Origin of the sequence: Methylobacterium sp. ARG-1 (assembly GCF_001262595.1) — a bacterium.
GTDB classification, from domain to species: Bacteria; Pseudomonadota; Alphaproteobacteria; order Rhizobiales; family Beijerinckiaceae; genus Methylobacterium; species Methylobacterium brachiatum.
This window is the reverse complement of sequence record NZ_LHCD01000014.1, coordinates 102,282-126,142: the sequence shown is the minus strand read 5'-3', so window position 1 is coordinate 126,142 and position 23,861 is coordinate 102,282. Positions and strand designations below refer to the sequence as shown.

Here is a 23,861-nt window from a genome sequence, read left to right as displayed (position 1 = left end):
CCCGGATCGGCGGGTCAAACGTGCTGGCCGCCGTTGATGTGCAGCTCGGCCCCGTTCACGTAGGACGAGGCGTCGGTGCACAGGAAGTAGATCGCCTTGGCGACCTCGTCCGGGGTGCCGAGCCGCCGCTGCGGGATCTGCTCGACGAGCTTTTCCGTGCCGGGCGACAGGATCGAGGTGTCGATCTCGCCGGGGGAGATCGCGTTCACTCGCACGCCGAGGGGGCCGAAATCGGCGGCCATCTCGCGGGTCAGGCCGGCCAGGGCCGCCTTGGAGGTGCCGTAGGCCGCGCCCGCGAAGGGGTGGACCCGGGAGCCGGCGATCGAGGTGACGTTGACGATCGAGCCCCGGGCGCGGGCGAGCTCATCGCGCAGGCCCCGGGCGAGCAGGATCGTGGCGAAGACATTGACCTGGAACACCCGCTGCCAGCCGTCGAACTCGGTGGCCAGGGCCCCCAGGCGCTCGCCGCCGGGGCCCTTGGGCGAGATGCCGGCATTGTTGACCAGCGCGTGCAGCACGCCGCCCTCGGCGTCGAGCCGGCCCCGGACCTCCTCGATGGCGCGCATCGTGTCCTGTGCGTCCGCGAGATCGACCTGGAGGTGGTCCTCGGGACCCATCTCCCAGGGGCAGTTCTCGGGGAAGGCGTGACGCGAGCAGGTGATGACCCGCCAACCGGCCGCCGAGAAGCGCTTGACCGTGGCGTGGCCGATGCCCCGGCTCGCGCCCGTGAGCAGCATGATGCGCCGGCGTTCGTTGACGGGGAGGGCCAAAGCCGTAAGCCTCGCTGGCGGGGTTTCGGATCGCGTCCGGATCGGGCGCTCGTCGTCCCGGTGAGCCTGACGGGTCTAGGCTGACAGGCCTCGAAAATCCAGAGTGCGTCACGCGCGTACGGTTAAGGGAGATGGGGCAAGCCATGACGGATACGGACCGCCTGCCGGAGATACCCGCCGAGACCCTCTCGGCGGCGCAGGCCGCGGCCGCGGCGGCGTTCCGGGCCGAGCGCGGGGTCCCGGTGTTCGGGCCGTTCGTCCCGCTGCTGCGCAGTCCCGATCTGATGCTATGCGCCAGCCGCATGGGGCTGTACCTGCGCTACGGCAGCGCCCTGCCGCTGCGCATCAGCGAGTTCGTGATCCTGATCGTCGCCCGGCTGTGGAGCCAGCAGGTCGAGTGGCAGATCCACCACCCGATCGCCCTCAAGGCCGGGGTCGCGCCCGAGGCCGCACAGGCCCTGGCCGAGGGGCGGCGCCCCGACACGATGAGCGCCGAGGAGGCGCTCGCCTACGCGTTCTCGACCGAGCTGCAGCACAACCGCGCGGTGAGCGATGCCACCTACGCCGCTGTGGTCGCGCAGTTCGGCGAGCAGGGGGCGATCGATCTCACCGGCATCAATGGCTACTACGCGCTGCTCGCCATGACCATGAACGTCGCCCGCACGGCGCTGCCCGAGGACGGGCCACCGCCGCTGCCGCCTCTGGTGCGGTAGCGGCCGCGGCGCTTGTCGCGCCGGCCGCTTCGGTCTAACCGTCCCTCTATCCCGTGGGCGCCCGACGCGCGGCGCCCCGCCAACCCCCGAAAAACCGACCGGACGAAGCCATGGTCGCCCATACCCGCGCCGCCACGGCGCCGATGCCCGCGGATCCGGCGCTTGCCGGCGCCCGCATCCTCGTCGTCGAGGCGCGCTACTACGAGGCGCTCGCCGACGAGTTGCTGGCCGGCGCGCTCGCGGTGATCGAGGCGTTCGCCGCGCACGCCACCGTGGTGACGGTGCCGGGCGCCCTGGAGATCCCCGCCGCCGTGGCGATCCTGGCGGACGACTACGACGCCGTGGTGGCGCTGGGCTGCGTGATCCGCGGCGAGACCGGGCATTACGACATCGTGGCCGGCGAGAGCGCCCGCGCCCTGATGGACCTCTCGGTCCAGCGCCGGCTGCCGCTCGGCAACGGCATCCTCACGGTCGAGACCGAGGCGCAGGCGCTAGAACGCGCCCGGGTCGCCGAGATGAACAAGGGCGGCGGCGCGGCCGAGGCGGCGCTCGGGGTGCTCGCCCTCAAGCGCGCGGCCGAGGCGGCGCGCCCGCGATAACGAGAACCGACATGACCGGGACCACCGAAACCAGGCCGGACGACGCCACCCCGGACAGCGCCGACAGCGCCGCCCAGGAGACCGCCCGCGCCATCAGCCCGCGCAGCGGCGCGCGCCTCGCCGTGGTGCAGGCGCTCTACGAGATGGACATTTCTGGCAAGGGCGTCCTCGACGCGCTCGCCGAGTTCGAGGCCTTCTGGATCGGTCAGGAGGTGGACGGGATCGTGCATCCCAAGGCCGAGACCGCCTTCTTCCGCGACCTGCTGCGCGGCACGGTCGAGGAGCAGCGGGCGATCGACCAGAAGCTCGACCAGGCTTTGGCCCAGGGCTGGCCGCTGCGGCGGATCGAGATCGTGCTGCGGGCGATCCTGCGGGCGGGGGCCTACGAGCTCCTGTTCCGGCCCGACGTGCCGGCCCCGGCGGCAATCTCGGAATATGTCGACGTGGCCCACAGCTTCTACACCGCCGACGAGCCGGGTCTCGTCAACGCCGTGCTCGACCGGGTCGCCCGGGAGGTCCGTCCGGGCGAGGTCAGCGCGCCCAAAGGCGGCGGTAAGGCCGGCGCCGGCAAGCCTGGCCCCGGAAAGCCCGCCCCCAAGAAGGCCTGAGCCGTGGCCGGGCCGGATCGCGCCTCCGAGGAGGGGCTGATCGCTCGCTACTTCGCCCCCCTGGCGGGGCCGGGGGCGGACGGGCTGCGGGACGATGCCGCGACCCTGACCCCGACCCCCGGGCACGATCTCGTGGTCACTGCCGACGCGGTGGTGGCCGGGATCCACTATTTCTCCGACGATCCCCCGGCCTCGATCGCCCGCAAGGCGCTCGGGGTGAACCTGTCCGACATCGCCGCCAAGGGCGCGGTGCCGCGCGGCTTCCTTCTGACCCTGGCGCTGCCCAACGATTGGACGGAGGCCTGGCTCGCCGGCTTCTCCGAGGGGCTCGGGGCGGCGGCGGCCGAGGCCGGCTGCCCGCTGCTCGGCGGCGACACGGTGCGCTCCGGCGGGCCGGCCTTGATCGGGGTCACCGCGTTCGGCGAGGTGCCGGAAGGCGGCATCGTCCGGCGCGGCACCGCGCGGGTCGGCGACCGGATCTGCGTCAGCGGCACGATCGGCGACGCCGCGCTCGGGCTGCGGCTGCGCCTGGAGCCGGAGGCAGCCTGGGCAACCTCCCTCGATCCGGCGCAGCAGGCGCTGCTGGCCGACCGCTACCTGCATCCGCGCCCGCGCCTCGCCTTGGCGGGCGCGATCCGCCGTCACGCCTCGGCCGCGATGGACGTGTCGGACGGGCTCGCCGGCGACCTCGCCAAGATGCTGGGCGCCGGCCGGACCGCCCGGATCGGGGCCGTGCCGCTCTCGGAGGCCGCCGCCCGGGCGCGGGACGCGGAGCCCGGCCTGATCGAGCCGATCCTGACCGGCGGCGACGATTACGAAATTCTCTGCACGGTCGCCCCGGAGACCCTCGACGCGCTCCTCGCCGAGGCCGCGCAGGCCGGGATCCCGCTCACTGCCATCGGCACCGTCACCTCAGGCGACGGCCCGCCCGGCTTCGAAATGGGCGACGGCACCGCGCGCGTGTTCGCGGCTGGGGCGTTCAGCCACTTCTGAGGCGGGGCCCGGGCTGGTCCGGCCGAGGACGATGTGGGTCACGCCCTCGGGCTGGCGGCCGATCTGGCGGCGGACTTCGTCCATCATCCCGGCGGCCACGATCGGCATCCAGAGGGCCAGGTCGCCGGGCGTCAGCGCGGAGCGGCCGGTCAGCGCCTCCTCCGGGCGGGGCGGCGTTGAGAGGGCCCGCTGCAGGATGTGCAGCAGCTCGCCCTGGATCGCCTCCGGCTGGGCCGCGACCCGCTCGGCGATCAGGAAATGCACCGCTCCAGTCAACACCTCGATCGTCGCCGCCAGCTTGGCGACCTGGTCGCTGCTCATTTCCAGCCCCATCCGGTTATACAACCGAAAGTAGAATGCCGTATGGTTAACCGCGGGTTAAGCCCCGCAATCAGGCGACGGATCCGGTCCCATCGGCAGCCATCCCTTCGAAGAGATGATGCTGCGCGATCCGCGTCCCGTCGCAGAGCATTCGCAGCAAAGCCGCGCCGTTCATCAATGCAGTGCAGCATTCGCATGCCGCAGTGCCAACAACGTCGGATGCGGCGTTTGCGCTCACCGGCGAAGTTTGGCAACTAGAGTCGGATCGATCACGCCATGATCGGTCCGATTCTAATCCTCTGCCGAGACGCGCCCACGTCGCCGAACTGGTCACCCTGTCGGCAATGGTCGCGCCAAGACGAACCTTTGGGAAGGAATGCCCCGAATCGAGCGCCACGTCCCATGACCGTCTCCGGACGGTCAAGCTCGACAAGAATCACAAGCCCCCGCCAGGCACGATAAAAACAAGGACGGTAGAGAGCATGATCCCTTTGACCTTGATCATCGTGGGCGGGCTCTGTGCCGTCGCCTACGGCATCGTCACGATCCTCGACGTGATGCGGCGGGATGCCGGCACCCAGCGCATGCAGGAGATAGCCGCCGCCATCGCGGAGGGCGCGCAGGCCTATCTGAAGCGGCAATACCTCACCATCGGCCTGGTCGGCGTGGTGCTGTTCGTGCTGCTGGCGGTGTTCCTCGGGATCAAGGTCGCGGTCGGCTTCCTGATCGGCGCGGTCCTGTCGGGGGCGGCCGGCTTCATCGGCATGAACGTCTCGGTGCGCGCCAATGTCCGCACCGCCCAGGCCTCCTCGACCTCGCTGGGCGCCGGCCTCGACATGGCGTTCAAGTCCGGCGCCGTGACCGGCATGCTGGTGGCCGGCCTCGCCCTGCTGGGGGTGGCCTTCTACTACCTCTTCCTCACCCGCGGCGCCGGGCTCGACCCGTCGAGCCGCGAGGTGATCGACGCGCTGGTGGCGCTCGGCTTCGGCGCCTCGCTGATCTCGATCTTCGCCCGGCTCGGCGGCGGCATCTTCACCAAGGGCGCGGATGTCGGCGGCGACCTCGTCGGCAAGGTCGAGGCCGGGATCCCGGAGGACGATCCCCGCAACCCGGCCACCATCGCGGACAATGTCGGTGACAATGTCGGCGACTGCGCCGGCATGGCCGCCGACCTGTTCGAGACCTACGCGGTGACCATCGTGGCCACCATGGTGCTGGCCGCGATCTTCTTCTCCGGCCCCACCGGCAGCGGCCGGGCGGTGCTCGAGCCGATGATGCTCTATCCGCTGGCCATCGGGGCGGCCTGCATCGTCACCTCGATCGCCGGCACCTACGCGGTGCGGCTTTCCGCCAACCAGTCGATCATGGGCGCCCTGTACAAGGGGCTGATCACCGCGGGCGTGCTCTCGGTGGCGGCGATCGCCATCGTCAACCTGACTCTGCTGGGCGGCTTCTCCACCGCCTTCACCACCTCGACAGGCGTGACCTTCACCTCGGGCGGGTTGTTCGGCTGCGCGGTGATCGGGCTCGCCATCACGGCGCTGATCGTGGTGATCACGGAGTACTACACCGGGACCAATTTCCGCCCGGTGAAATCCATCGCCGACGCCTCGGTGACGGGCCACGGCACCAACGTGATCCAGGGTCTGGCGATCTCGCTCGAATCGACCGCGCTTCCGGCCATCGTGATCGTGGCGGGCATCATCGCGACCCATGCGCTGGCCGGCCTGTTCGGCATCGCCATCGCGGTCACCGCGATGCTGGCGCTGGCCGGCTTCATCGTGGCGCTCGACGCCTTCGGGCCGGTCACCGACAATGCCGGCGGCATCGCCGAGATGGCCGGCCTGCCCCCGGATGTCCGCAAGTCCACGGACGCGCTCGACGCCGTCGGCAACACCACCAAGGCGGTGACCAAGGGCTACGCGATCGGCTCGGCCGGCCTCGGCGCCCTGGTGCTGTTTGCCGCCTACACGTCGGACCTGAACTACTTCATCGCCAATGCGAGCCCGACGCAGTACCGGTTCTTCCAGGGCGTCAGCGTCGATTTCTCCCTGTCCAACCCCTACGTGGTGGTCGGGCTGCTGCTCGGCGGCCTGATCCCGTTCCTGTTCGCGGGCATCGCCATGACGGCGGTCGGCCGGGCGGCGAGCGCGGTGGTCGAGGAGGTCCGGCGCCAGTTCCGGGAGAAGCCCGGGATCATGCAGGGCACCGACCGGCCGGATTATGGCCGCGCGGTCGACATGCTGACCCGGGCGGCGATCAAGGAGATGATCGTCCCCTCGCTGCTGCCGGTCCTGTCGCCGATCGTGCTGTTCTTCGTGATCCAGCTCATCGCCGGCAAGAGCCAGGCCTTCGCCACGGTGGGTGCGAGCCTGCTCGGCGTGATCCTCACCGGCCTCTATGTCGCGGTCTCGATGACTTCGGGCGGGGGCGCCTGGGACAACGCCAAGAAGTACATCGAGGACGGCCACCACGGCGGCAAGGGTTCCGACGCCCACAAGGCCGCGGTGACCGGCGACACGGTCGGCGACCCCTACAAGGACACGGCCGGCCCCGCGGTGAACCCGGCGATCAAGATCACCAACATCATCGCCCTGCTGCTGCTGGCGGTGCTGGCGCATTATTGAGGGGCGGGGCCCGGCGCCGATCCGCGCCGGGCTCGCGCGCAGCGCGCGCTCCGTGAAGGTCGTGTGTCCCTGGGTTGCTTCGCTGCGCTCGCAATGACGGTGGGGCCACGACGAGGTCTGGGCGAGCATCCCACCCGCGTCCTCATCCTGAGGCGCCTGAGTGCCGGGTGCCCGGGCGTGACGACGATCGTCCCCGATCCCGATGACCTTGCCTTGTCCAAGGTCGTTGCCTGGCGAGACAAGGACAGGGATTGGCTGAGATCGGGGATCCGAGCGAAACTCTTCTCGCTCGAGACGATGGCCGCCCCGCTTGTCCGCATGCCCGACCGTGTCCCTGAAAGGCACGAGATGATGCGGCGGCTCGCGTGGCTCGCGGCCGAATGCGGCCTGAGATCGCTCATTCGGGAATGACGCTGGCCGCCCCAAATCTCCCGGGATGATCCCACCCTCCTGAGACGTGCGCTCGCGCACGGACCGAGCCCCGGTGCTGCGCTGCACCCTGGCATCACCGCGCCGCGACGCCACCTCGGCGTCTGACTGACGGGCGGCGCCGCCGCCGCACCAGCACGAGGTTTCCATGCCGTCCCTGCTAGAGCCGATCCGCATCGGCGCCATCGAGGCGAAGAACCGGATCTTCATGGCCCCGCTCACCCGCGGCCGCGCCACCCGTGAGCATGTGCCGACCCCGCTCATGGTGGAGTATTACGCCCAGCGCGCCGGCGCCGGCCTGATCCTCACCGAGGCCACCGGCATCTCCCAGGAGGGCCTGGGCTGGCCCTTCGCGCCGGGCATCTGGTCCGACCAACAGGTCGATGCCTGGCGGCCGATCGTGAAGGCCGTGCACGATCGCGGCGGCAAGATCGTCTGCCAGATCTGGCATATGGGCCGGCTGGTCCATCCGGACTTTCTGGGCGGCGCCAAGCCGGTCTCGGCCTCGGTCACCACGGCCCCGGACCAGGCCCACACCTATTCCGGCAAGAAGCCCTATGCCGAGGCGCGGCCCCTGGAGGTGGCCGAGATCCCGCGGCTGCTCTCCGATTACGAGCGCGCCACCGCCAATGCCATTGCGGCCGGGTTCGACGGGGTGCAGATCCACGCCGCGAACGGCTACCTGATCGACGAGTTCCTGCGCGACGGCACCAACCACCGCACCGACCAGTATGGCGGCTCGATCGCCAACCGCGTGCGGCTGCTGCGCGAGGTGACCGACGCGGTTGCCGGCGTCGCCGGGCCCGAGCGCACCGGCGTGCGCCTGTCGCCCAACGGCGCGATCCAGGGCACCAACGATTCGGATCCGGAGCCCCTGTTCGTGGCCGCCGCCCAGGCGCTGGCCGACAGCGGCATCGCCTTCCTGGAGATGCGCGAGCCCGGCCCGGACGGGACCTTCGGCAAGGCCGACCGCCCGCCGATCGCCCCGGCGATGCGCAAGGTGTTCCGCAACCCGATGATCCTCAACGCCGATTACGACGGGATCAGCGGCCAGAAGGTGCTGGATGCCGGCGAGGCCGACGCGATCGCGTTCGGCCGGACCTACATCGCCAACCCGGACCTGGTCGAGCGCATCGCCAAGGGCGCGGCGCTCGCCAAGGACGAGGCCGCGACCTGGTACAGCCAGGGACCGAAGGGCTACATCGACTATCCGACCCTGGACGAAGCCCGGGCGGCCTGATCCGGGTCGACGCGATACCGGAGCCCGCGCGAGGGGTCCCGGTGCCGCGGTGATCGCGGAGCGACGGTTTCCCAGGACCCGTCCTGCGCGACCGCCGCCTCGCCGGCGCGCAAGGGCCGGGGCGGCCGCCACATATGTCCCGGCGCGCTGGCGCTCGCAGCGTTGCGGGCCCCGGCCCGATCCGGCCCGATCCGGTCCGAGATGCCGGTCTCGACGGCCGGATTACGCTGCTTGGCGGCCCGGAAACGGGACCGTGAAAACCTTAATCTGCGGCGATGCCTATGCAGCCGCCTGTCACGCGCCTATTTGAGCGCGAGACCATGGATGCGCCGCCCCCCAATACACGCGCGGATTTCGAACCGACCGACCGCCGCTGGAGCAGAGCGGACCGGCTCGCGGAACTGCATGACCTCGCCATCCTCGATAGCGAGCCGGAGCCGCTCTACGACGACCTCGTCCGGATCGCCGCCCATGTCTGCCGGGCGCCGGTGGCCCTGGTCAGCCTGGTCGATGCCGAGCGGCAATGGTTCAAGTCCGAATTTGGCCTGGGCAAGCGAGAGCTGCCGATCGACTGCTCGGTCTGCGCCCACACGATCGAGGCCGGCGAAAGCCTGATCATCCCGGATCTCGCCGACGACCCGCGGACCATCGACAACCCGCTGGTGACCGGCGGCCCGGGCTTCCGCTTCTACGCCGGGGCGGTGATCCGGGGCACGCAGGGCATCCCGCTCGGGGCGCTGTGCGTCCTCGACAGGTCGCCCCGGCCGGGGGGGCTCGATGCCGCCCAGACCGCGACCCTGACCGCCCTGGCCCGCCAGATCTCGACCCTGCTGGAATACCGGCGGACTCACGCCCAGGTCGCCGCCCGGGAGGCCGAGCTCGCCGCCAGCGAGCGCCGCTTCCGGGTCATGACCGCGGCGATGCCCCAGATGGTCTGGACGACCCTACCGGACGGGTTCCACGACTATTACAACGACCGCTGGTACGAATTCACCGGCGTCCCCTACGGCTCGACCGACGGCGAGGGCTGGAACGACGTGTTCCACCCGGACGACCAGGAGCGGGCCTGGACGCGCTGGCGCCGCTCGCTGGAGACCGGCGAGCCCTACGAGATCGAGTACCGCCTGCGCCATCGCGACGGCGCCTACCGGTGGACGCTGGGCCGGGCCATGCCGATCCGCGACGCGGAGGGGCGGATCGAGCGCTGGTTCGGCACCTGCACCGATATCGACGACCTGAAGCGGGCCGAGGCCGAGGCGCGCAAGCTCGCCGCCATCGTGGAGGCCTCCAAGGATTTCATCGGCCTCTACACGCTGGGCGGCGCGGTCACGCATCTCAACGAGGCCGCCCTGGCGCTGGTCGGGCTGCCTGACCTCGCTGCCGCCCGTCGGCACCAGATGGAGGATTTCTTCTGCGCGGACAGCCGCCGGGTCCTGGCCGAGACCGTGCTGCCGGCGGTGCAGCAGAAAGGCTACTGGGAGGGCGAGCTCGCCTTCCGGCATTTCGGCACGGGCGAGGCGGTCGCGGTCCTGTACAACATCTTCCCGGTGCGCGACCCGACCGGCACCGAGATCGGCTACGCCACCGTCACCCGGGACCTGCGCGAGGCCAAGCGCGCCGAGGAGGCCCGCGACCTGCTGATTCGCGAACTGTCGCACCGGATCAAGAACATCTTCGCCGTGGTCGGCGGCCTGGCGGCGCTCACCGCCCGCAGCGATCCGGCGGCCAAGCCGTTCGCCTCCGCGTTCCGCGAGCGGCTCGGCGCCCTGGCCCGGGCCCACGAATATGTCCGCCCGCATTCCCCCGACAGCGCCCCCGAGGTCGCGGGCCAGACTGTGCTCGGGCTGATGCGCCTGATCATGGCCGCCTACGAGGAGGGCGGCCGGGCGCGGGTGGCGATCTCCGGCGACGATGCCGAGATCGGCGAGCGCACCGCCACCGCGCTCGCGCTGATCATGCATGAGCAGGCCACCAACGCGATGAAGTATGGCGGACTCTCCACCAAGGAGGGCGGCGTCACCCTGAGCGGGCTGCGCGACGGCGAGCGCTACACCCTCACCTGGGCCGAGGCCGGCGGGCCCCCGGTGACGGGAAGACCCTCCCGCCAGGGGTTCGGCACCGTGCTGGCCGAGCGCAGCGTCGCCGGCCAACTCGACGGCGTGCTGGAGCACGATTGGGCCCCGGAGGGCCTGCTGATGCGGCTCAGCATGCCGCTGGCGAATCTCCGCCACTGACATGGCGCGCCGACCCAGTGAGGCCGGGCCTTCTCTCGTCGTGCTCGATTTCGACGGCACGCTCGCCGACAGCTTCGCCTGGTTCTGCTCGGTCCTGAACGGGGTCGCCGACCGCTATCGCTTCCGCCGAGTCGAGGCCCACGAGGTCGACGCGCTGCGCCTGCAGGGCGCCCGGGCGATCGTGGCCCATCTCGGCATCCCGCGCTGGAAGCTGCCCTTCATCGCCCGCCACATGCACGCCCTCGCCGCCCGCGACGCGGAGCAGATCACGCTGTTCCCCGGAGTGCCGGCGATGCTGGCCGGCGTGCAGGGGGCTGGGGTGCCGCTGGCGATCCTGTCCTCGAACCGCGCCGATACGGTCCGCCGGGTGCTCGGATCCGAGAATGCGGGCCGGATCGACGCCTATGCCTGCGGCGCCTCGCTGTTCGGCAAGGCGCGGCGGCTCCGAGCCCTCCTGGCGCGCCGCGGCGTTCCTCCAGAGCGGGCCCTGTGCATCGGCGACGAGGTGCGGGATTTCGAGGCCGCGCGGGCGCTCGGCTGCCCGTTCGGGGCGGTGGCGTGGGGCTACACCGATGCCGGCGCGCTGGCGGCGCTCGGCCCGGACCATCTCTTTACTGAGCCGGCCGAGATCACGGGCCTGCTGCGCGTGCGCGAACAGGCCTGAGACGAGTCGGGGTTTCAATAGGTTTGGGACCTTTTGCGGGTGCAGGGTAGAGCCCTGCGAACCTCGATGGCTCCGCCCCTGAACCCCGCCAAAGGGCTGAGCGCTTTGGAAACCCCCGGCTTGTGTTCAGAGGCCGCGGTTGGCGCCCGGGACGACGCTGGTGCCCTTGCCGGTGCCGAACGGCTCGTAGCGGGTCAGGCCGCGGAACAGCTGGCTGAGGAAGGCCCGATCGGCGCCGCTGGTCGGCGTGGTGCGCTCGATGAAGTCGAACACCCGGCCATCCTGCAGGCCGTAGAGCGCCACGCGCTCGACCTTGAAGCCGGGGGTGAAGTAGACTGCCGTGACCTTCTGGTCCTCGACCTGCTCGCCCAGGAACATGATCGTCCGGCTGGTGTTCTGGGAGATGTAGTACCAGGACTTGTTGCCCACCGTGGAGACCGTCGACGGCGTGCCGAGGATCTGCAGAACCTGTTCGGGGCTCATGCCGGGCTTGATCGTGGCGAGCGCCGCCTGGTCGATCTGGTAGCCATGGCGCAGCTCTTCGCCGACGCAGCCGGCGAGGCCGGCGCCCGTGAGGCCGAGCAGCGCGAGGCGCGCAAAGGACTGGACGAGACGGCGCCGCATCGGGCCCCCAGAGAGCGTGTTGACGGACGAGCGACGCAGGCCGCCGCCGGTCCATGTCTCCGACGGCGCTTGCGCCTTGGGCGTAGGTTGCCGTACCGCGGGGATATGGCTTTGACAAGGCAAGCTTGGCCACAGGGCCGGCCTACCCACCGCGGCCGCGGCCGGGTTTTCCCCTCTGCGAGGCACCGATGATCGCCGGGCTGTTCCGTCGCGACAACGCCCGGCGCCGGGCCGTCGAGGGGCTGCACACGGCCATCAGCGCGGCAGCGCGGCAGCCGGGCCTGTACACGCGGCTCGCCGTGCCCGACACGGTCGAGGGCCGGTTCGAGGCCCTGTGCCTGCACGTGATCCTGGTCCTGCGCCGGCTCAACCGGCTGCCGGCCCCGGCCGCCGACGTGGCGCAGGATCTGGTGAATTCGGTCTTCACCCAGCTCGACGCGTCTTTGCGCGAGCTCGGCGTCGGCGATATGGGCGTCGGCAAGCGGATGAAGAAGCTCGGCGCCGCCTTCTACGGACGGGCCACGGGCTACGACGCGGCGCTGGATTCCGGCGACGCCGCCGCCCTCGCCGTCGTGCTCGCCCGCAACGTCCTCGGCGGGGAGGGTGACGCGGCGGGCCTCGCCGCCTACGTGCTGGCGGCCGACGCGGCGCTGGCGACGGAGCACCTCGACGGGCTGCTCGCTGCCGGGCCGCTCTTCCCGGAGCCGGACGCCTTCGCGCCGGCCCCGACCGGAGACAGGATATGAGACACCGTACGGGCCCGGAAAGCGGGCCGCTCTCGCGCTGGGTCAATGTCGAGCGCCTGCCGCAGGGCCGGGGCGCCGTCACCGTCGAGGCGAGCCCGGCCGAATGCACGGCGCTCGCCGCCGACTTCAAGATTCCCGCCATTCGCGACCTCGTCGGGCGATTCGAGATCTCGGGCTCGACCAACCGGATGACCGTGACCGGCACGGTCGAGGCCGTGGTGACGCAGATCTGCACGGTCAGCCTCGAGCCGTTCGAGGGGCCGGTCCGCGAGCCGGTGGAGGTAGTGTTCACCGATACCGATCAGCTCGCCGGCACGGATGCCGAGGATGTCGAGGTGCCCGATCCGCTGATCGGCGGCCGGATCGATTTCGGCGCGCTCACGGCCGAGTTCCTGGCGCTCGGCCTCGACCCCTATCCGCGCAAGCCCGGCATCGCCTTCGAGCCCGTGGTGGTCGGCGAGGATGCCGGCCCTTTCGACGCGCTCCGGCGGCTCCGCGACGGGGAGGGGTGAGGTCGGTCTGGCGCTGCCGAAGTCGGGAGGCTGTGCGAGATGGGGGAATTGGTCGGCGGGTTCGTGCCGAAAAATATCAACCCACCCCCTCATCCTGAGGTGCCGGATTGCAGCGGAGGCCTCGAAGGAGCCCTCCAGCCGGCCGAGCGACCCCTGGAAGACTCCTTCGAGGCTCGCTGCGCTCGCACCTCAGGATGAGGGAGTGAAAGGGATCGCCTGCATAACCCCCGCGCCCACCCCGGGACGATTGCCTGGCCCGTCCGGCCCGATTTCATTTGCCCGGCGGGCCGGTATCGCTATGGTCCGCCGCGCTTGGCGGGCGGCCCTCGTCCGTCCCGCCGCCGTTCCCCCTGCCGAGACCGCGACCCGCAAAGACATGTCCCAACGCGTGTGCATCTCGCTCGACGCCATGGGCGGCGACCACGGGCCCTCGACCGTCGTGCCCGGCGCCGCGCTGGCCCGTGAGCGCCATCCCGGCATGACCTTCCTGCTGTTCGGCGACGAGGCGGTGATCGCCCCGCTGGTGGCCAAGGAGCCGCGGCTGAAGGATTGCGTCGAGATCCGCCACACCAATGTGGCCGTGGCCATGGACGACAAGCCCAGCCAGGCGGTGCGCCAGGGCCGGGGCAAGTCCTCGATGTGGCAGGCGATCCAGGCGGTGCGCGACGGCCAGGCCGATGCCTGCGTCTCGGCCGGCAACACCGGCGCGCTCATGGCGATGTCGAAGATCTGCCTGAAGACCATGTCGGGCATCGAGCGCCCGGCCATCGCCTGCCTGTGGCCGACCGTGCGCGGCGAGAGCGTCGTGCTCGATGTCGGCGCCACCATCGGCACCGACGCGGAGCACCTCGTCGAGATGGCCGTGATGGGCTCGGCCATGGCCCGCATCGTGTTCGACCTCGACAAGCCGACCGTCGGCCTGCTCAACGTCGGCACCGAGGAGATGAAGGGGAACGAGGCCGTCAAGGAAGCCGCGCGGCTCCTGCGCGAGATGGACAGTCCGGGGCTGACCTATCACGGCTTCGTCGAGGGCACGGATCTCGGGCGCGGCACCGTCGACGTGGTCGTCACGGAAGGTTTCACGGGAAACATCGCGCTTAAGACCGCCGAGGGCACAGCCAAGCAGATCGGCAGCTATCTGCGCTCGGCCATGACCCGGACGCTCTCGGCCAAGATCGGCGCGCTGTTCGCTCGTCAAGCGTTCAAGGCTCTGAAGGACAAGATGAATCCGAGCCGCGCCAATGGCGGCGTGTTCCTCGGCCTGGAGGGCATCGTGATCAAGAGCCACGGCTCGGAGAACGCCCAAGGCTTCGCCGCGGCGATCGACCTGGCCCACGACATGGCCCGCCAGGACATGATCCGCACGATCCGCGAGATGCTCGACCAGACGGCGGTCCTGGCGCCGGCGTGATGTTTTGCCTTGTGGCGTGCCGTGCCCTACGGACGGCAGGTCGGGCACTCGGCCGTTGATTCGACGAGGAGATGTGCGGTCCGGGAACCTGGGAATTTCACGCCCCGCGTAAAACCCTCCCTGTCATTCCGGGGCGCCGTAGGCGAGCCCGGAATCCAGAGCCGCCGACGGCGCAAAGTCTTGCTCGACCTCGGGTTCTAGTTTCCGGGCTCCGCTTCGCGGCCCTGAAATGACAGGGTGATCGATCCTACCGCGGTTGCCCCTCGGATCACCGAACTTCGCCGGGACGGTCCTGGAAAAATCTTCTATCGAGCGCGGGGCCTGCGTGAGGACTACGCGCTTACCACGGAGGCCGGATCCCTATACCGGCGCCGCGTGTTCAGACGGATGGAATACGGACGTCTGGGGCGACACAACTGCGAATTGTGAAGCCCGCGCCGTCCGGGAAGGAAAGCGATGTCAGCCCTCCGCACAAATTCTCCGCAGGCGCTGCGCTCGGTGGTGGTCGGAACCGGGTCGAGCCTGCCCGCCCAGGTGGTGACCAACGCCGCTCTGACCGAGCGGGTCGACACCTCGGACGAGTGGATCGTCCAGCGCACCGGCATCCGCCAGCGGCACATCGCCGATGCGGGCGAGACCACCTCGGTGCTCGGCGCCCGGGCCGCCCAGGCCGCCCTCGACGATGCCGGGCTGACCGCCGACGACATCGACCTCGTCATCTGCGCGACCTCGACCCCCGACCACACCTTCCCAGCCACCGCGACCCAGATCCAGGCGGCGCTCGGCATCCATCACGGGGCGGCCTTCGACCTGCAGGCGGTCTGCGCCGGCTTCGTGTTCGCGGTCTCCACCGCCGACAAGTTCCTGACCACCGGCTCGGCCCGCCGGGCCCTGGTGATCGGCGCCGAGACCTTCTCGCGCATCGTCGACTGGGAGGACCGCACCACCTGCGTGCTGTTCGGCGACGGGGCCGGGGCGGTCGTGCTGGAGGCGCGCGCCGATGCGGGCGACCGGGGCGTGCTCTGCGCCAGCCTGCGCTCCGACGGGCGGCACCGGGACAAGCTCTACGTCGATGGTGGGCCGGGCTCCACCGGCACCACCGGGCGACTGCGCATGGAGGGGCGTGAGGTGTTCCGGTTCGCAGTCGGGCAGGTCACCGACGTGATCGCCGACGCCTTCGCGCAGGCCGGCATGACCGCGGAGGACCTCGACTGGTTCGTGCCCCACCAGGCCAACCGCCGGATCATCGAGGCCTCGGCCGACAAGCTGGGCATCGCCCGCGAGAAGATCGTGCTGACCGTGGACCGCCACGGCAACACCTCCGCGGCCTCGATTCCGCTGGCCCTCGACGTCGCCCGGCGGGACGGCCGGATCCAGCCCGGCGACCTCGTGATGATCGAGGCGATCGGCGGCGGGTTCAGCTGGGGCGCGGCGCTGATCCGCTGGTGAGCGGCTGGAGCGATTCCGCGCCTCCCCGCGGTTGACCGGGCGGCGGGCGCCGATTAGCGTGCCGGATCATAGGGATACACCTGACGGTGCGGCGAGGTTCGCCGCGCCTGTGGGCTGCCGGAAGAGAAGAGCGGGCGAGGGGACACGGCATGGCAGGCAAGACGGTGACGCGCGCCGACTTGAGCGAGGCCGTCTACCACCAGGTGGGCCTGTCGCGGACCGAATCCGCCGCGCTGGTCGAGACCGTGCTGTCGGAGATCTGCGCCTGCCTGGCCGCCGGCGAGACGGTCAAGCTATCCTCGTTCGGCTCCTTCGTGGTGCGCAGCAAGGGCAAGCGCGTCGGCCGCAACCCCAAGACCGGCGTCGAGGTTGCGATCGAACCCCGCCAGGTGATGGTGTTCAAGCCGTCCAACGTGCTCAAGGCGAAAATCAACGGCCAGGCGATTAACGGGCTGGACAAGCACGACGAGGACGCCTGAGCGGCCGTTTCTATAGCGATGACGCGCTCTCCGTCCCCGGCATAGGGGGAGGGAGACGCGAGGATCGGGCTGCTGTCGCCCCAAGACGATAAACAATATCCTTTCAACCCTCGGTAAGGCTTGAGCCCGGCCGCGCGGGCCGGCAAGATCGGCCGCTCCCCGCCGATCGTCAGACAGCCATGCCCCCAGCCCTCGCCGCCGACACGCCGCTCGAACCGATCGGCGGGAAGAGCGCCGGCGCCTTCCGCACGATCAGCGAGGTCTCCGAGGAGCTCGACGTGCCCCAGCACGTCCTGCGGTTCTGGGAGACCCGGTTCGGCCAGATCCGCCCGGTGAAGCGAGCGGGCGGGCGGCGCTATTACCGGCCCCAGGATGTCGAGCTGGTCGCGGGCATCCGGCAGCTCCTCTACGTGCAGCGCTACACCATCGCGGGCGCCCAGCGGGTGCTCAAGGAGAACGGCATCCGCTTCGTCCAGGCGGTGGGCCGCGGCGAGGCCAAGGCCGCCGAGCCGCAGATCCAGGAGGTCGAGGGCGGCCTCGATGCCGGGATCCGGGCCGACACCCCCGATCGGGCGGCGCTGCTCGGCGTGCTGGAGGATCTGCACGCCTGCCGGTCCCTGCTCGACGGGCTGCGCCGACCCTACGACCGGGACGTGTGAGTTCCGCCGCGGCCTCGCGCAGGCCGAGTGACGTGCATTGCGCACGCATCTTGCGGAACGGGCGAACTTTCCTGCCGGAGCCCGCGTTGACGCCCGCATGGCCGCGCCCAAATCCAAGCTGTCGCCCAGCCAGGAGCTGATGGCCCGCCTCATGCGGATCGTCCGCTCCTGTCCGGATGCGGCCTCCGAGGTCCTCGAGCTGATGTTTCTCGTCAGCCAGATCGAGGCCGCGACCTCGATCGACCGGGAGTATCGGGACGCCAAGCGGGTGATCAGCCGCCTGCGCAATCCGCTTTGGGAGATGGGCCCCCCGGACCGGGAGAAGCTGCTGGCCGCCGCCGAGACGATCCGCCGGGTCTGCCGCCTGCCCGAGGACCAGATTCCGTCGGTGCCGATCGCCGATGCCGGTGAGCGCGCCCGGGTCGAGGCCAGGCTCGCCGTGGCGCTCGCCGGGGAGTTCGACGCCGCGCAGATCGCGCGGGTCACCGGCGTGGTCGCCGCGGTGCTGCAGGACTAGGATCGGTTCCGGAAAACATTCGGCGTCCCGGCTCTGTCCGGGCCGGGACAGCGGTCCCAAAACCCTCGACGGCCGTGCCCGGCGTCCCCACATGCTGCTCGACCGATGGAAGGGGCGCCCGGCCGTGAGCTCGGAATCTGACCCCGGATCGGCACCGGAGAGACGCCGTCATGACCGCCCTTCGTCCGCTCGCCGCGCTGCTCGCAAGCGGCCTGATCCTCGCAGGTCCGGCGCAGGTCCCGGCCTTCGCCCAGACCACCGTGACCCGCTCGAAGACGGTGGCGCCCGGCAAGACCGTGCGCCTCGAGATTGCCCCGAATCTCAAGAAGGATTGCACGCCTGGCCCGATGCCGGAATTCAAGGTTTCGGGCGCGCCCAAGAACGGCTCGGTGATCACCAAGGTCGGCAAGCTGAAGACGCCGGCGAGCTACCGCTGCCCCAACAAGGAGGCCGCGGTCCAGGCCCTGTTCTACCAGCCCAACAACGGCTTCACCGGCTCCGACGAGGTGACCTTCGAGGTCAAGGGCGCCGACGGCCAAGTTCAGACGCAGAACATCAAGATCACCGTCGGGGCGACCGGGTCAAAATCCGGGGAGGATGCCAAGAAAGAAGGCACGGATCTCTAAGCAGAGGCAGGAAACCCTGGCGCGTGCATAGTTTTTCATCCTAAAATGCTCGCTCGAAGGAGACTGAAATCAGCGTTGGAACACGTCTAGGCTCAGTTTTGGCCAGACGAGTGTTGCAAGCAATCGACAAGCCGGCTGCGCGTTCGCCGCGCTGCGACAAAAGCGGGCCTGTCGGTTGCATCCGAGCCGAGACAGGATGAAGCTGTCAGGGTCTGAGAGGGTTATCGAATGTCGATGCATGCGACGAACGACCTTTTCCAGAGCTTCGCCCGCGGGTACGAGGCCCGCCGCGATACGGAGATGACTCTCTCCGAGTATCTCGAGGCCTGCCGCGACGAGCCGCTGATGTACGCCTCGGCCGCCGAGCGCATCCTGGCGGCCATCGGCGAGCCGGAATTCGTGGACACCGCCAAGGATTCCCGCCTCGGCCGGATCTTCATGAACCGGACGATCCGGACCTACCCGGCCTTCCGGGAATTCTACGGGATGGAGGAGACGATCGAACGGATCGTCTCGTTCTTCCGCCACGCCGCGCAGGGCCTGGAGGAGCGCAAGCAGATCCTCTACCTGCTCGGCCCGGTCGGCGGCGGCAAGTCGTCGCTTGCCGAGCGCCTGAAAGCGCTGATGGAGGTCCACCCGATCTACGTGCTCAAGGCCGGGGACGAGGTCTCGCCGGTGTTCGAGAGCCCGCTGGGCCTGTTCGAGCCGGACACGATGGGTGAGGAGATCCAGAAGCGCTACGGCATCCCGCGCCGCCGGCTCACCGGCCTGATGAGCCCCTGGGCCCTCAAGCGTCTCGACGAGTTCAACGGCGACATCTCCCGCTTCAAGGTGATCAAGGTCCGGCCCTCGCGGCTGCGGCAGATCGCCATCGCCAAGACCGAGCCGGGCGACGAGAACAACCAGGACATCTCCTCACTGGTCGGCAAGGTGGATATCCGCCGGCTGGAGACCCTCTCCCAGGCGGATCCCGACGCCTATTCCTATTCGGGCGGCCTCAACCGGGCGAACCAGGGCGTTCTCGAATTCGTCGAGATGTTCAAGGCGCCGATCAAGATGCTGCACCCACTGCTCACGGCCACGCAGGAGGGCAACTATGTCGGCACCGAGAATATCGGTGCGATCCCGTTCACCGGCGTGATCCTGGCCCACTCGAACGAATCCGAGTGGCAGACCTTCAAGACCAACAAGAACAACGAGGCCTTCATCGATCGCATCTACGTGATCAAGGTCCCGTACTGCCTCCGGGTCACGGAGGAGCAGCACATCTACGAGAAGCTGATCTCCAGCTCGGAGCTGTCGGACGCCGCCTGCGCCCCCGGCACCCTGGAGATGCTGGCCCGGTTCTCGGTCCTGTCGCGCCTGCGCGAGCACGCCAATTCCAACGTGTTCTCGAAGATGCGGGTCTATGACGGCGAAAGCTTGCGCGAGGTCGATCCCCGCGCTCGCTCGATGCAGGAATACAAGGACACGGCCGGCGTCGACGAGGGCATGGACGGGATCTCGACCCGCTTCGCCTTCAAGGTGCTGGCCGCGACCTTCAACCACGACACCACCGAGGTCTCGGCGGACCCAGTACACCTGATGTACGTGCTGGAGCAGTCGCTGCGCCGGGAGCAGCTCCCGCCTGAGACCGAGAAGAAATACCTGGAATTCATCAAGACCGAATTGGCCCCGCGCTACGCGGAGTTCATCGGCCACGAGATCCAGAAGGCCTATCTCGAATCGTACCACGATTACGGGCAGAACCTGTTCGACCGCTACATCGACTACGCCGATGCGTGGATCGAGGACCAGGACTTCAAGGACGCCGAGACCGGCCAGTTGCTCAACCGGGAACTCCTCAACCAGGAGCTCACGAAGATCGAGAAGCCCGCCGGGATCGCCAACCCGAAGGACTTCCGCAACGAGGTGGTCAAATTCGCCCTGCGGTCGCGGGCCCAGCACGGCGGCCGCAACCCGAGCTGGACCAGCTACGAGAAGCTGCGCGAGGTCATCGAGCGGCGCATGTTCAGCCAGGTCGAGGAATTGCTGCCGGTCATCTCCTTCGGCTCCAAGAAGGACGGCGACACCGAGAAGAAGCACGGCGAGTTCGTCGAGCGCATGGTCGCCCGGGGCTACACCGAGCGGCAGGTCCGCCGCCTGGTGGAATGGTACATGCGGGTGAAGCAGGCCGGCTGAGGGACGAAGACTCCGCCCGGGGTCGAGCCCGGGCGGCCCAGTTTCGACCCTCCGCCGCCATAGTTTCGGACGATCGGCCGGAGAGGCTCGCAAGCATGATGTGGGACAAGGAAAACCCGCTTTTCCGAACACATCATGCGGCAGCGGCGCGTTAGACCAGACTGTGCGAAAGGGGGAAGCCTCTTTCGGACGACAGTATGGTATAACGGGAGGCTAGAACCGGCCGGAGCACGCGGGACGAGGGTTTTCGCAGCGTATGCACATCGTCGACCGACGCCTGAATCCAGGGGGCAAGAGCCTCCCCAACCGGCAACGCTTCCTGCGTCGCGTGAAGGACGTGGCCCAGCGCGCCGTACGCGAATCCGCCCGCGAGAAGGACATCAAGGATCTCGGCAAGGACGGCCGGGTGAGCGTGCCCGTCGACGGCGTGCGCGAGCCCCGGTTCTCCCGCCAGCCCGGCACCGGCCTGCAGGACCACATCCTGCCGGGCAACAAGACCTACGTGGAAGGCGACACGATCGAGCGGCCCCCGGGCGGCGGTGGCGGCCGCGGCTCCGGCGAGGGCGGGGAGGGCGGTGAGAACAGCGAGGATGCGTTCCGCTTCGTGCTCACCCGCGAGGAGTTCCTGGAGCTCTTCCTCGAAGATCTCGAATTGCCGGATCTCGCCAAGCGGCGCCTTGCCGTGGTCGAGACCGAGGGGCTGCGCCGGGCCGGCTACACGGTCACCGGCTCGCCGGCCAACCTCGCCCTGACCCGCACCTTGCGCAATTCGATGTCGCGGCGGATCGCCCTCAAGCGCCCGAAGCCCGAGGAGGTCGCGGCTCTGGAGGCACAGCTCGCCGCGATGCGCGAGTCGGATCCGGGCCGGCCCGACGTCGAGCAGGCGCTCCTGCGCTTGCGCGAGCGCGCCAAGCGCATCCCCTATGTCGACCCGATCGACCTGCGCTTCCGCCGGTTCGAGCCCTATCCGCGGCCGATCGCCCAGGCGGTGATGTTCTGCCTGATGGACGTGTCCGGCTCGATGACCGAGCACATGAAGGACCTCGCCAAGCGGTTCTACATCCTGCTGCACATCTTCCTGACCCGCCGCTACCGGCACGTGGAGATCGTGTTCATCCGACACACGGACCGCGCCACCGAGGTGGACGAGGAGACCTTTTTCGGCTCCCGGGAGACCGGCGGCACCCTGGTCTCCTCGGCGCTGGTCGAGATGAAGCGGGTCATCGCCGAGCGCTACGACCCCAACGATTGGAACATCTACGCCGCCCAGGCCTCGGACGGCGACAACGTCTCCTCCGACGGCCCGACCTCGACGGAGCTGCTGCGCGCCCACATCCTGCCGGCCTGCCAGCACTTCGCCTATCTCGAGGTCGGCGACGAGAACGGCCCCCGGGCCGGGTTCGTGGAGCATCGCACCACCCTGTGGCGGACCTACGAGGCCATCGCCAAGGCCGGCGGCCCGATCGCCATGCGCAAGGTCAACCACCGCCGGGAGATCTACCCGGTCTTCCGCGAGCTGTTCGGCCGCAAGGACGCCCGGGCCGAGGCGGAGGCGTGAGGTGGGACGCGCGGGCATGACCCTGACCGGTCCGCCCGGACCGCGACGCAGCACCCCCTCTCCCGTGCGGGAGAGGGCTGGGGTGAGGGATCTGGGCCATCCGGAAAGGGCACGCCCCTCACCCTGTCCCTCTCCAGCACGGGAGAGGGAACCCGCGCTCCACCTTGATGCAGGTGGACCCGGTCGCCTCGGCGAGGGGAGAGACCACCCGTCCCGCGCCGATGCGGGGCAGGGTCCGAAGACACGGGAGGCCGCATGACGCTCGTCAAGGCACGGACGCCCCAGACAATCTCCGGCGGCCAGAAGCCCCTGTTCACCGGCAACGACTGGGATTTCGATACGATCCGGCGCATCCACGATGCCTGCGAAGGCATCGCCGGGCCGGAACTCGGGCTGTCCTGGTACCCGAACCAGATCGAGATCATCACGGCCGAGCAGATGCTCGACGCCTACGCGTCGATCGGCATGCCGCTGTTCTACAAGCATTGGTCCTTCGGCAAGCACTTCGCCCAGCACGAGGCCGGCTACCGGCGCGGCCTGATGGGGCTCGCCTACGAGATCGTCATCAACTCGGACCCGTGCATCTCCTACGTGATGGAGGAGAACACGGCGACGATGCAGACGCTGGTGATCGCGCACGCCGCCTTCGGCCACAACCACTTCTTCAAGAACAACTACCTGTTCCGGCAATGGACCGATGCCGAGGGCATCCTCGACTATCTGGACTTCGCCAAAGGCTTCATCGCCCGCTGCGAGGAGCGCTACGGCCACCAGGCCGTGGAGCAGGTGCTCGACGCCGCCCACGCGCTGATGAGCCAGGGCGTCCACCGCTACCCGCGCAAGAAGCGGCCGGACCTCGCCTCCGAGCAGCGCCGCGAGCGCGAGCGGATCGAGCACGGCGAGCAGATCTACAACGACCTCTGGCGCACCCTGCCGCAGAAGACCGGTGCGGTGCGCTCCGACGCGGCTGCCGAGCGGCGCAAGGCCCTGCTCGAACTGCCGCAGGAGAACATCCTTTATTTCTTGGAGAAGGTTGCGCCCCGGCTGCGGCCCTGGCAGCGCGAGATCCTGCGGATCGTCCGGCTGGTGGCGCAGTACTTCTACCCGCAGCGCCAGACCAAGGTGATGAACGAGGGCTGCGCGACCTACAGCCACTACCGGATCATGAATTCCCTGTCCGAGAAGGGGCTGATCACCGAGGCCGCCTATCTCGAATTCCTGCAATCGCACACCAACGTCATCCGGCAGCCGACCTACGACGACCGCTCCTATGGCGGCCACAACCCCTACGCGATCGGCTTCGCGATGATGCAGGACATCGCCCGGATCGTGGAGCAGCCGACCGCCGAGGACCGCGAATGGTTCCCGGACATCGCCGGCACCGGCGACGCCATGGCGGTGCTGCGCGATTGCTGGGCGAATTACCGCGACGAGAGCTTCATCCAGCAATTCCTGTCGCCCAAGCTGATGCGCGACCTGCGCCTGTTCCACGTGGTCGACGACCCCGACGAGCCGGAACTGCGCGTCGAGGCGATCCACGACGAGCGCGGCTACCGCAAGATGCGCCGATCCTTCGCTCGCCAGTACGACGTCGCTTGGCTCGACCCGGATATCGAGGTGGTGGACGTGGATCTGGAGGGCGACCGCCGGCTGATCCTGCACCACAAGGCGATCAACCGGATCACCCTGCAGAAGGACGACGCCAAGCGCGTGCTCCAGCACCTCGCCGATCTCTGGGGCTACGACGTGGTGCTGAAGGAAATCGAGCCCGCCACCGGCACGGTGCTGGGCGAGATCAGCGCCAGCGCGCGGCCGATCTTTTTTTGAGGTTTTCGGGGCGTCTTCCCACCCGCCCCTCATCCTGAGGTGACGGGTGATCGAAGATCGGCCGGCCTCGAAGG

23 protein-coding genes are annotated in these 23,861 nt (G+C 69.4%); 20 read left to right on the top strand and 3 right to left on the bottom strand.

Features of this window, described 5'->3' with window-relative positions:
* Nucleotides 1–14: 14 nt before the first annotated feature.
* On the bottom strand, nt 15–737 hold the full coding sequence (locus tag AKJ13_RS15055) for an SDR family oxidoreductase (protein ID WP_039903081.1): 723 nt from the start codon (nt 735–737) through the stop codon (nt 15–17).
* A gap of 176 nt (nt 738–913) precedes the next feature.
* On the opposite strand from AKJ13_RS15055, the gene AKJ13_RS15050 reads away from it, so the two are divergent.
* The 4 genes from AKJ13_RS15050 to thiL all read left to right on the top strand — a co-directional run bounded on the left by AKJ13_RS15050 (nt 914) and on the right by thiL (nt 3,683).
* On the top strand, nt 914–1,483 hold the full coding sequence (locus AKJ13_RS15050) for a carboxymuconolactone decarboxylase family protein (protein ID WP_144426255.1): 570 nt from the start codon (nt 914–916) through the stop codon (nt 1,481–1,483).
* A 110-nt stretch (nt 1,484–1,593) separates the two neighbouring features.
* Nucleotides 1,594–2,082: a 6,7-dimethyl-8-ribityllumazine synthase gene (gene ribH / locus AKJ13_RS15045; protein WP_050734059.1), complete on the top strand. Its 489-nt coding sequence runs from the start codon at nt 1,594–1,596 to the stop codon at nt 2,080–2,082.
* A gap of 143 nt (nt 2,083–2,225) precedes the next feature.
* Nucleotides 2,226–2,690, top strand: a complete 465-nt coding sequence (gene nusB, locus AKJ13_RS15040; protein ID WP_244471613.1) for a transcription antitermination factor NusB — start codon at nt 2,226–2,228, stop codon at nt 2,688–2,690.
* A gap of 3 nt (nt 2,691–2,693) precedes the next feature.
* The gene (thiL, locus tag AKJ13_RS15035; protein WP_050734057.1) at nt 2,694–3,683 is read left to right on the top strand and encodes a thiamine-phosphate kinase; all 990 of its coding nucleotides are present in this window, start codon (nt 2,694–2,696) and stop codon (nt 3,681–3,683) included.
* Here thiL and AKJ13_RS15030 read toward each other — a convergent pair.
* On the bottom strand, nt 3,603–4,004 hold the full coding sequence (locus AKJ13_RS15030; RefSeq protein ID WP_007564204.1) for a hypothetical protein: 402 nt from the start codon (nt 4,002–4,004) through the stop codon (nt 3,603–3,605). The genes thiL and AKJ13_RS15030 overlap by 81 nt on opposite strands.
* A gap of 482 nt (nt 4,005–4,486) precedes the next feature.
* On the opposite strand from AKJ13_RS15030, the gene AKJ13_RS15025 reads away from it, so the two are divergent.
* The 5 genes from AKJ13_RS15025 (at nt 4,487) to AKJ13_RS15005 (ending at nt 11,198) form a co-directional block, all read left to right on the top strand.
* Nucleotides 4,487–6,631, top strand: a complete 2,145-nt coding sequence (locus AKJ13_RS15025; RefSeq protein WP_050734056.1) for a sodium-translocating pyrophosphatase — start codon at nt 4,487–4,489, stop codon at nt 6,629–6,631.
* A 93-nt stretch (nt 6,632–6,724) separates the two neighbouring features.
* Nucleotides 6,725–7,042 (top strand): DUF6036 family nucleotidyltransferase, encoded by a 318-nt coding sequence (locus AKJ13_RS15020; RefSeq protein WP_348270939.1) that lies wholly within the window; start codon nt 6,725–6,727, stop codon nt 7,040–7,042.
* 166 nt (nt 7,043–7,208) lie between these two features.
* Nucleotides 7,209–8,300, top strand: a complete 1,092-nt coding sequence (locus tag AKJ13_RS15015; RefSeq protein ID WP_050734054.1) for an alkene reductase — start codon at nt 7,209–7,211, stop codon at nt 8,298–8,300.
* 320 nt (nt 8,301–8,620) lie between these two features.
* Nucleotides 8,621–10,534, top strand: coding sequence for a PAS domain S-box protein (locus AKJ13_RS15010; protein WP_050734053.1), 1,914 nt, complete (start codon nt 8,621–8,623; stop codon nt 10,532–10,534).
* 1 nt (nt 10,535) lies between these two features.
* On the top strand, nt 10,536–11,198 hold the full coding sequence (locus AKJ13_RS15005) for an HAD hydrolase-like protein (protein ID WP_050734052.1): 663 nt from the start codon (nt 10,536–10,538) through the stop codon (nt 11,196–11,198).
* 126 nt (nt 11,199–11,324) lie between these two features.
* Here the strand turns inward: AKJ13_RS15005 and bamE are convergent, their stop codons facing one another.
* Entirely contained in the window at nt 11,325–11,822 is a 498-nt protein-coding gene (gene bamE / locus AKJ13_RS15000; RefSeq protein WP_007564197.1) for an outer membrane protein assembly factor BamE, read from the bottom strand.
* Nucleotides 11,823–12,010: 188 nt separating this feature from the next.
* On the opposite strand from bamE, the gene AKJ13_RS14995 reads away from it, so the two are divergent.
* From AKJ13_RS14995 to AKJ13_RS14945, 11 genes are all read left to right on the top strand, one after another.
* Entirely contained in the window at nt 12,011–12,568 is a 558-nt protein-coding gene (locus AKJ13_RS14995; protein ID WP_050734051.1) for a ubiquinol-cytochrome C chaperone family protein, read from the top strand.
* Complete coding sequence (locus AKJ13_RS14990) at nt 12,565–13,080, top strand: DUF177 domain-containing protein (RefSeq protein WP_050734050.1); 516 nt, start codon at nt 12,565–12,567, stop codon at nt 13,078–13,080. The genes AKJ13_RS14995 and AKJ13_RS14990 overlap by 4 nt, the downstream gene beginning before the upstream one ends.
* A 376-nt stretch (nt 13,081–13,456) precedes the next feature.
* Nucleotides 13,457–14,491, top strand: a complete 1,035-nt coding sequence (gene plsX / locus AKJ13_RS14985) for a phosphate acyltransferase PlsX (protein WP_050734082.1) — start codon at nt 13,457–13,459, stop codon at nt 14,489–14,491.
* 456 nt (nt 14,492–14,947) lie between these two features.
* The gene (locus AKJ13_RS14980; RefSeq protein WP_050734049.1) at nt 14,948–15,940 is read left to right on the top strand and encodes a beta-ketoacyl-ACP synthase III; all 993 of its coding nucleotides are present in this window, start codon (nt 14,948–14,950) and stop codon (nt 15,938–15,940) included.
* Nucleotides 15,941–16,047: 107 nt separating this feature from the next.
* Nucleotides 16,048–16,419 carry an integration host factor subunit alpha gene (locus AKJ13_RS14975; protein ID WP_328505091.1) on the top strand — a complete coding sequence of 124 codons (372 nt, stop codon included), beginning with the start codon at nt 16,048–16,050 and terminating at the stop codon, nt 16,417–16,419.
* 179 nt (nt 16,420–16,598) lie between these two features.
* Nucleotides 16,599–17,078, top strand: a complete 480-nt coding sequence (locus AKJ13_RS14970) for a MerR family transcriptional regulator (protein ID WP_050734048.1) — start codon at nt 16,599–16,601, stop codon at nt 17,076–17,078.
* 97 nt (nt 17,079–17,175) lie between these two features.
* Complete coding sequence (locus tag AKJ13_RS14965; RefSeq protein WP_050734047.1) at nt 17,176–17,595, top strand: hypothetical protein; 420 nt, start codon at nt 17,176–17,178, stop codon at nt 17,593–17,595.
* 170 nt (nt 17,596–17,765) lie between these two features.
* Complete coding sequence (locus AKJ13_RS14960) at nt 17,766–18,221, top strand: hypothetical protein (protein ID WP_050734046.1); 456 nt, start codon at nt 17,766–17,768, stop codon at nt 18,219–18,221.
* Nucleotides 18,222–18,449: 228 nt separating this feature from the next.
* Nucleotides 18,450–20,402 carry a PrkA family serine protein kinase gene (locus tag AKJ13_RS14955; RefSeq protein WP_007564175.1) on the top strand — a complete coding sequence of 651 codons (1,953 nt, stop codon included), beginning with the start codon at nt 18,450–18,452 and terminating at the stop codon, nt 20,400–20,402.
* Between the two features lie 256 nt (nt 20,403–20,658).
* Entirely contained in the window at nt 20,659–21,960 is a 1,302-nt protein-coding gene (locus AKJ13_RS14950; RefSeq protein WP_050734045.1) for a YeaH/YhbH family protein, read from the top strand.
* A gap of 255 nt (nt 21,961–22,215) precedes the next feature.
* Nucleotides 22,216–23,787, top strand: coding sequence for a SpoVR family protein (locus AKJ13_RS14945; protein ID WP_050734044.1), 1,572 nt, complete (start codon nt 22,216–22,218; stop codon nt 23,785–23,787).
* Nucleotides 23,788–23,861 lie beyond the last annotated feature (74 nt).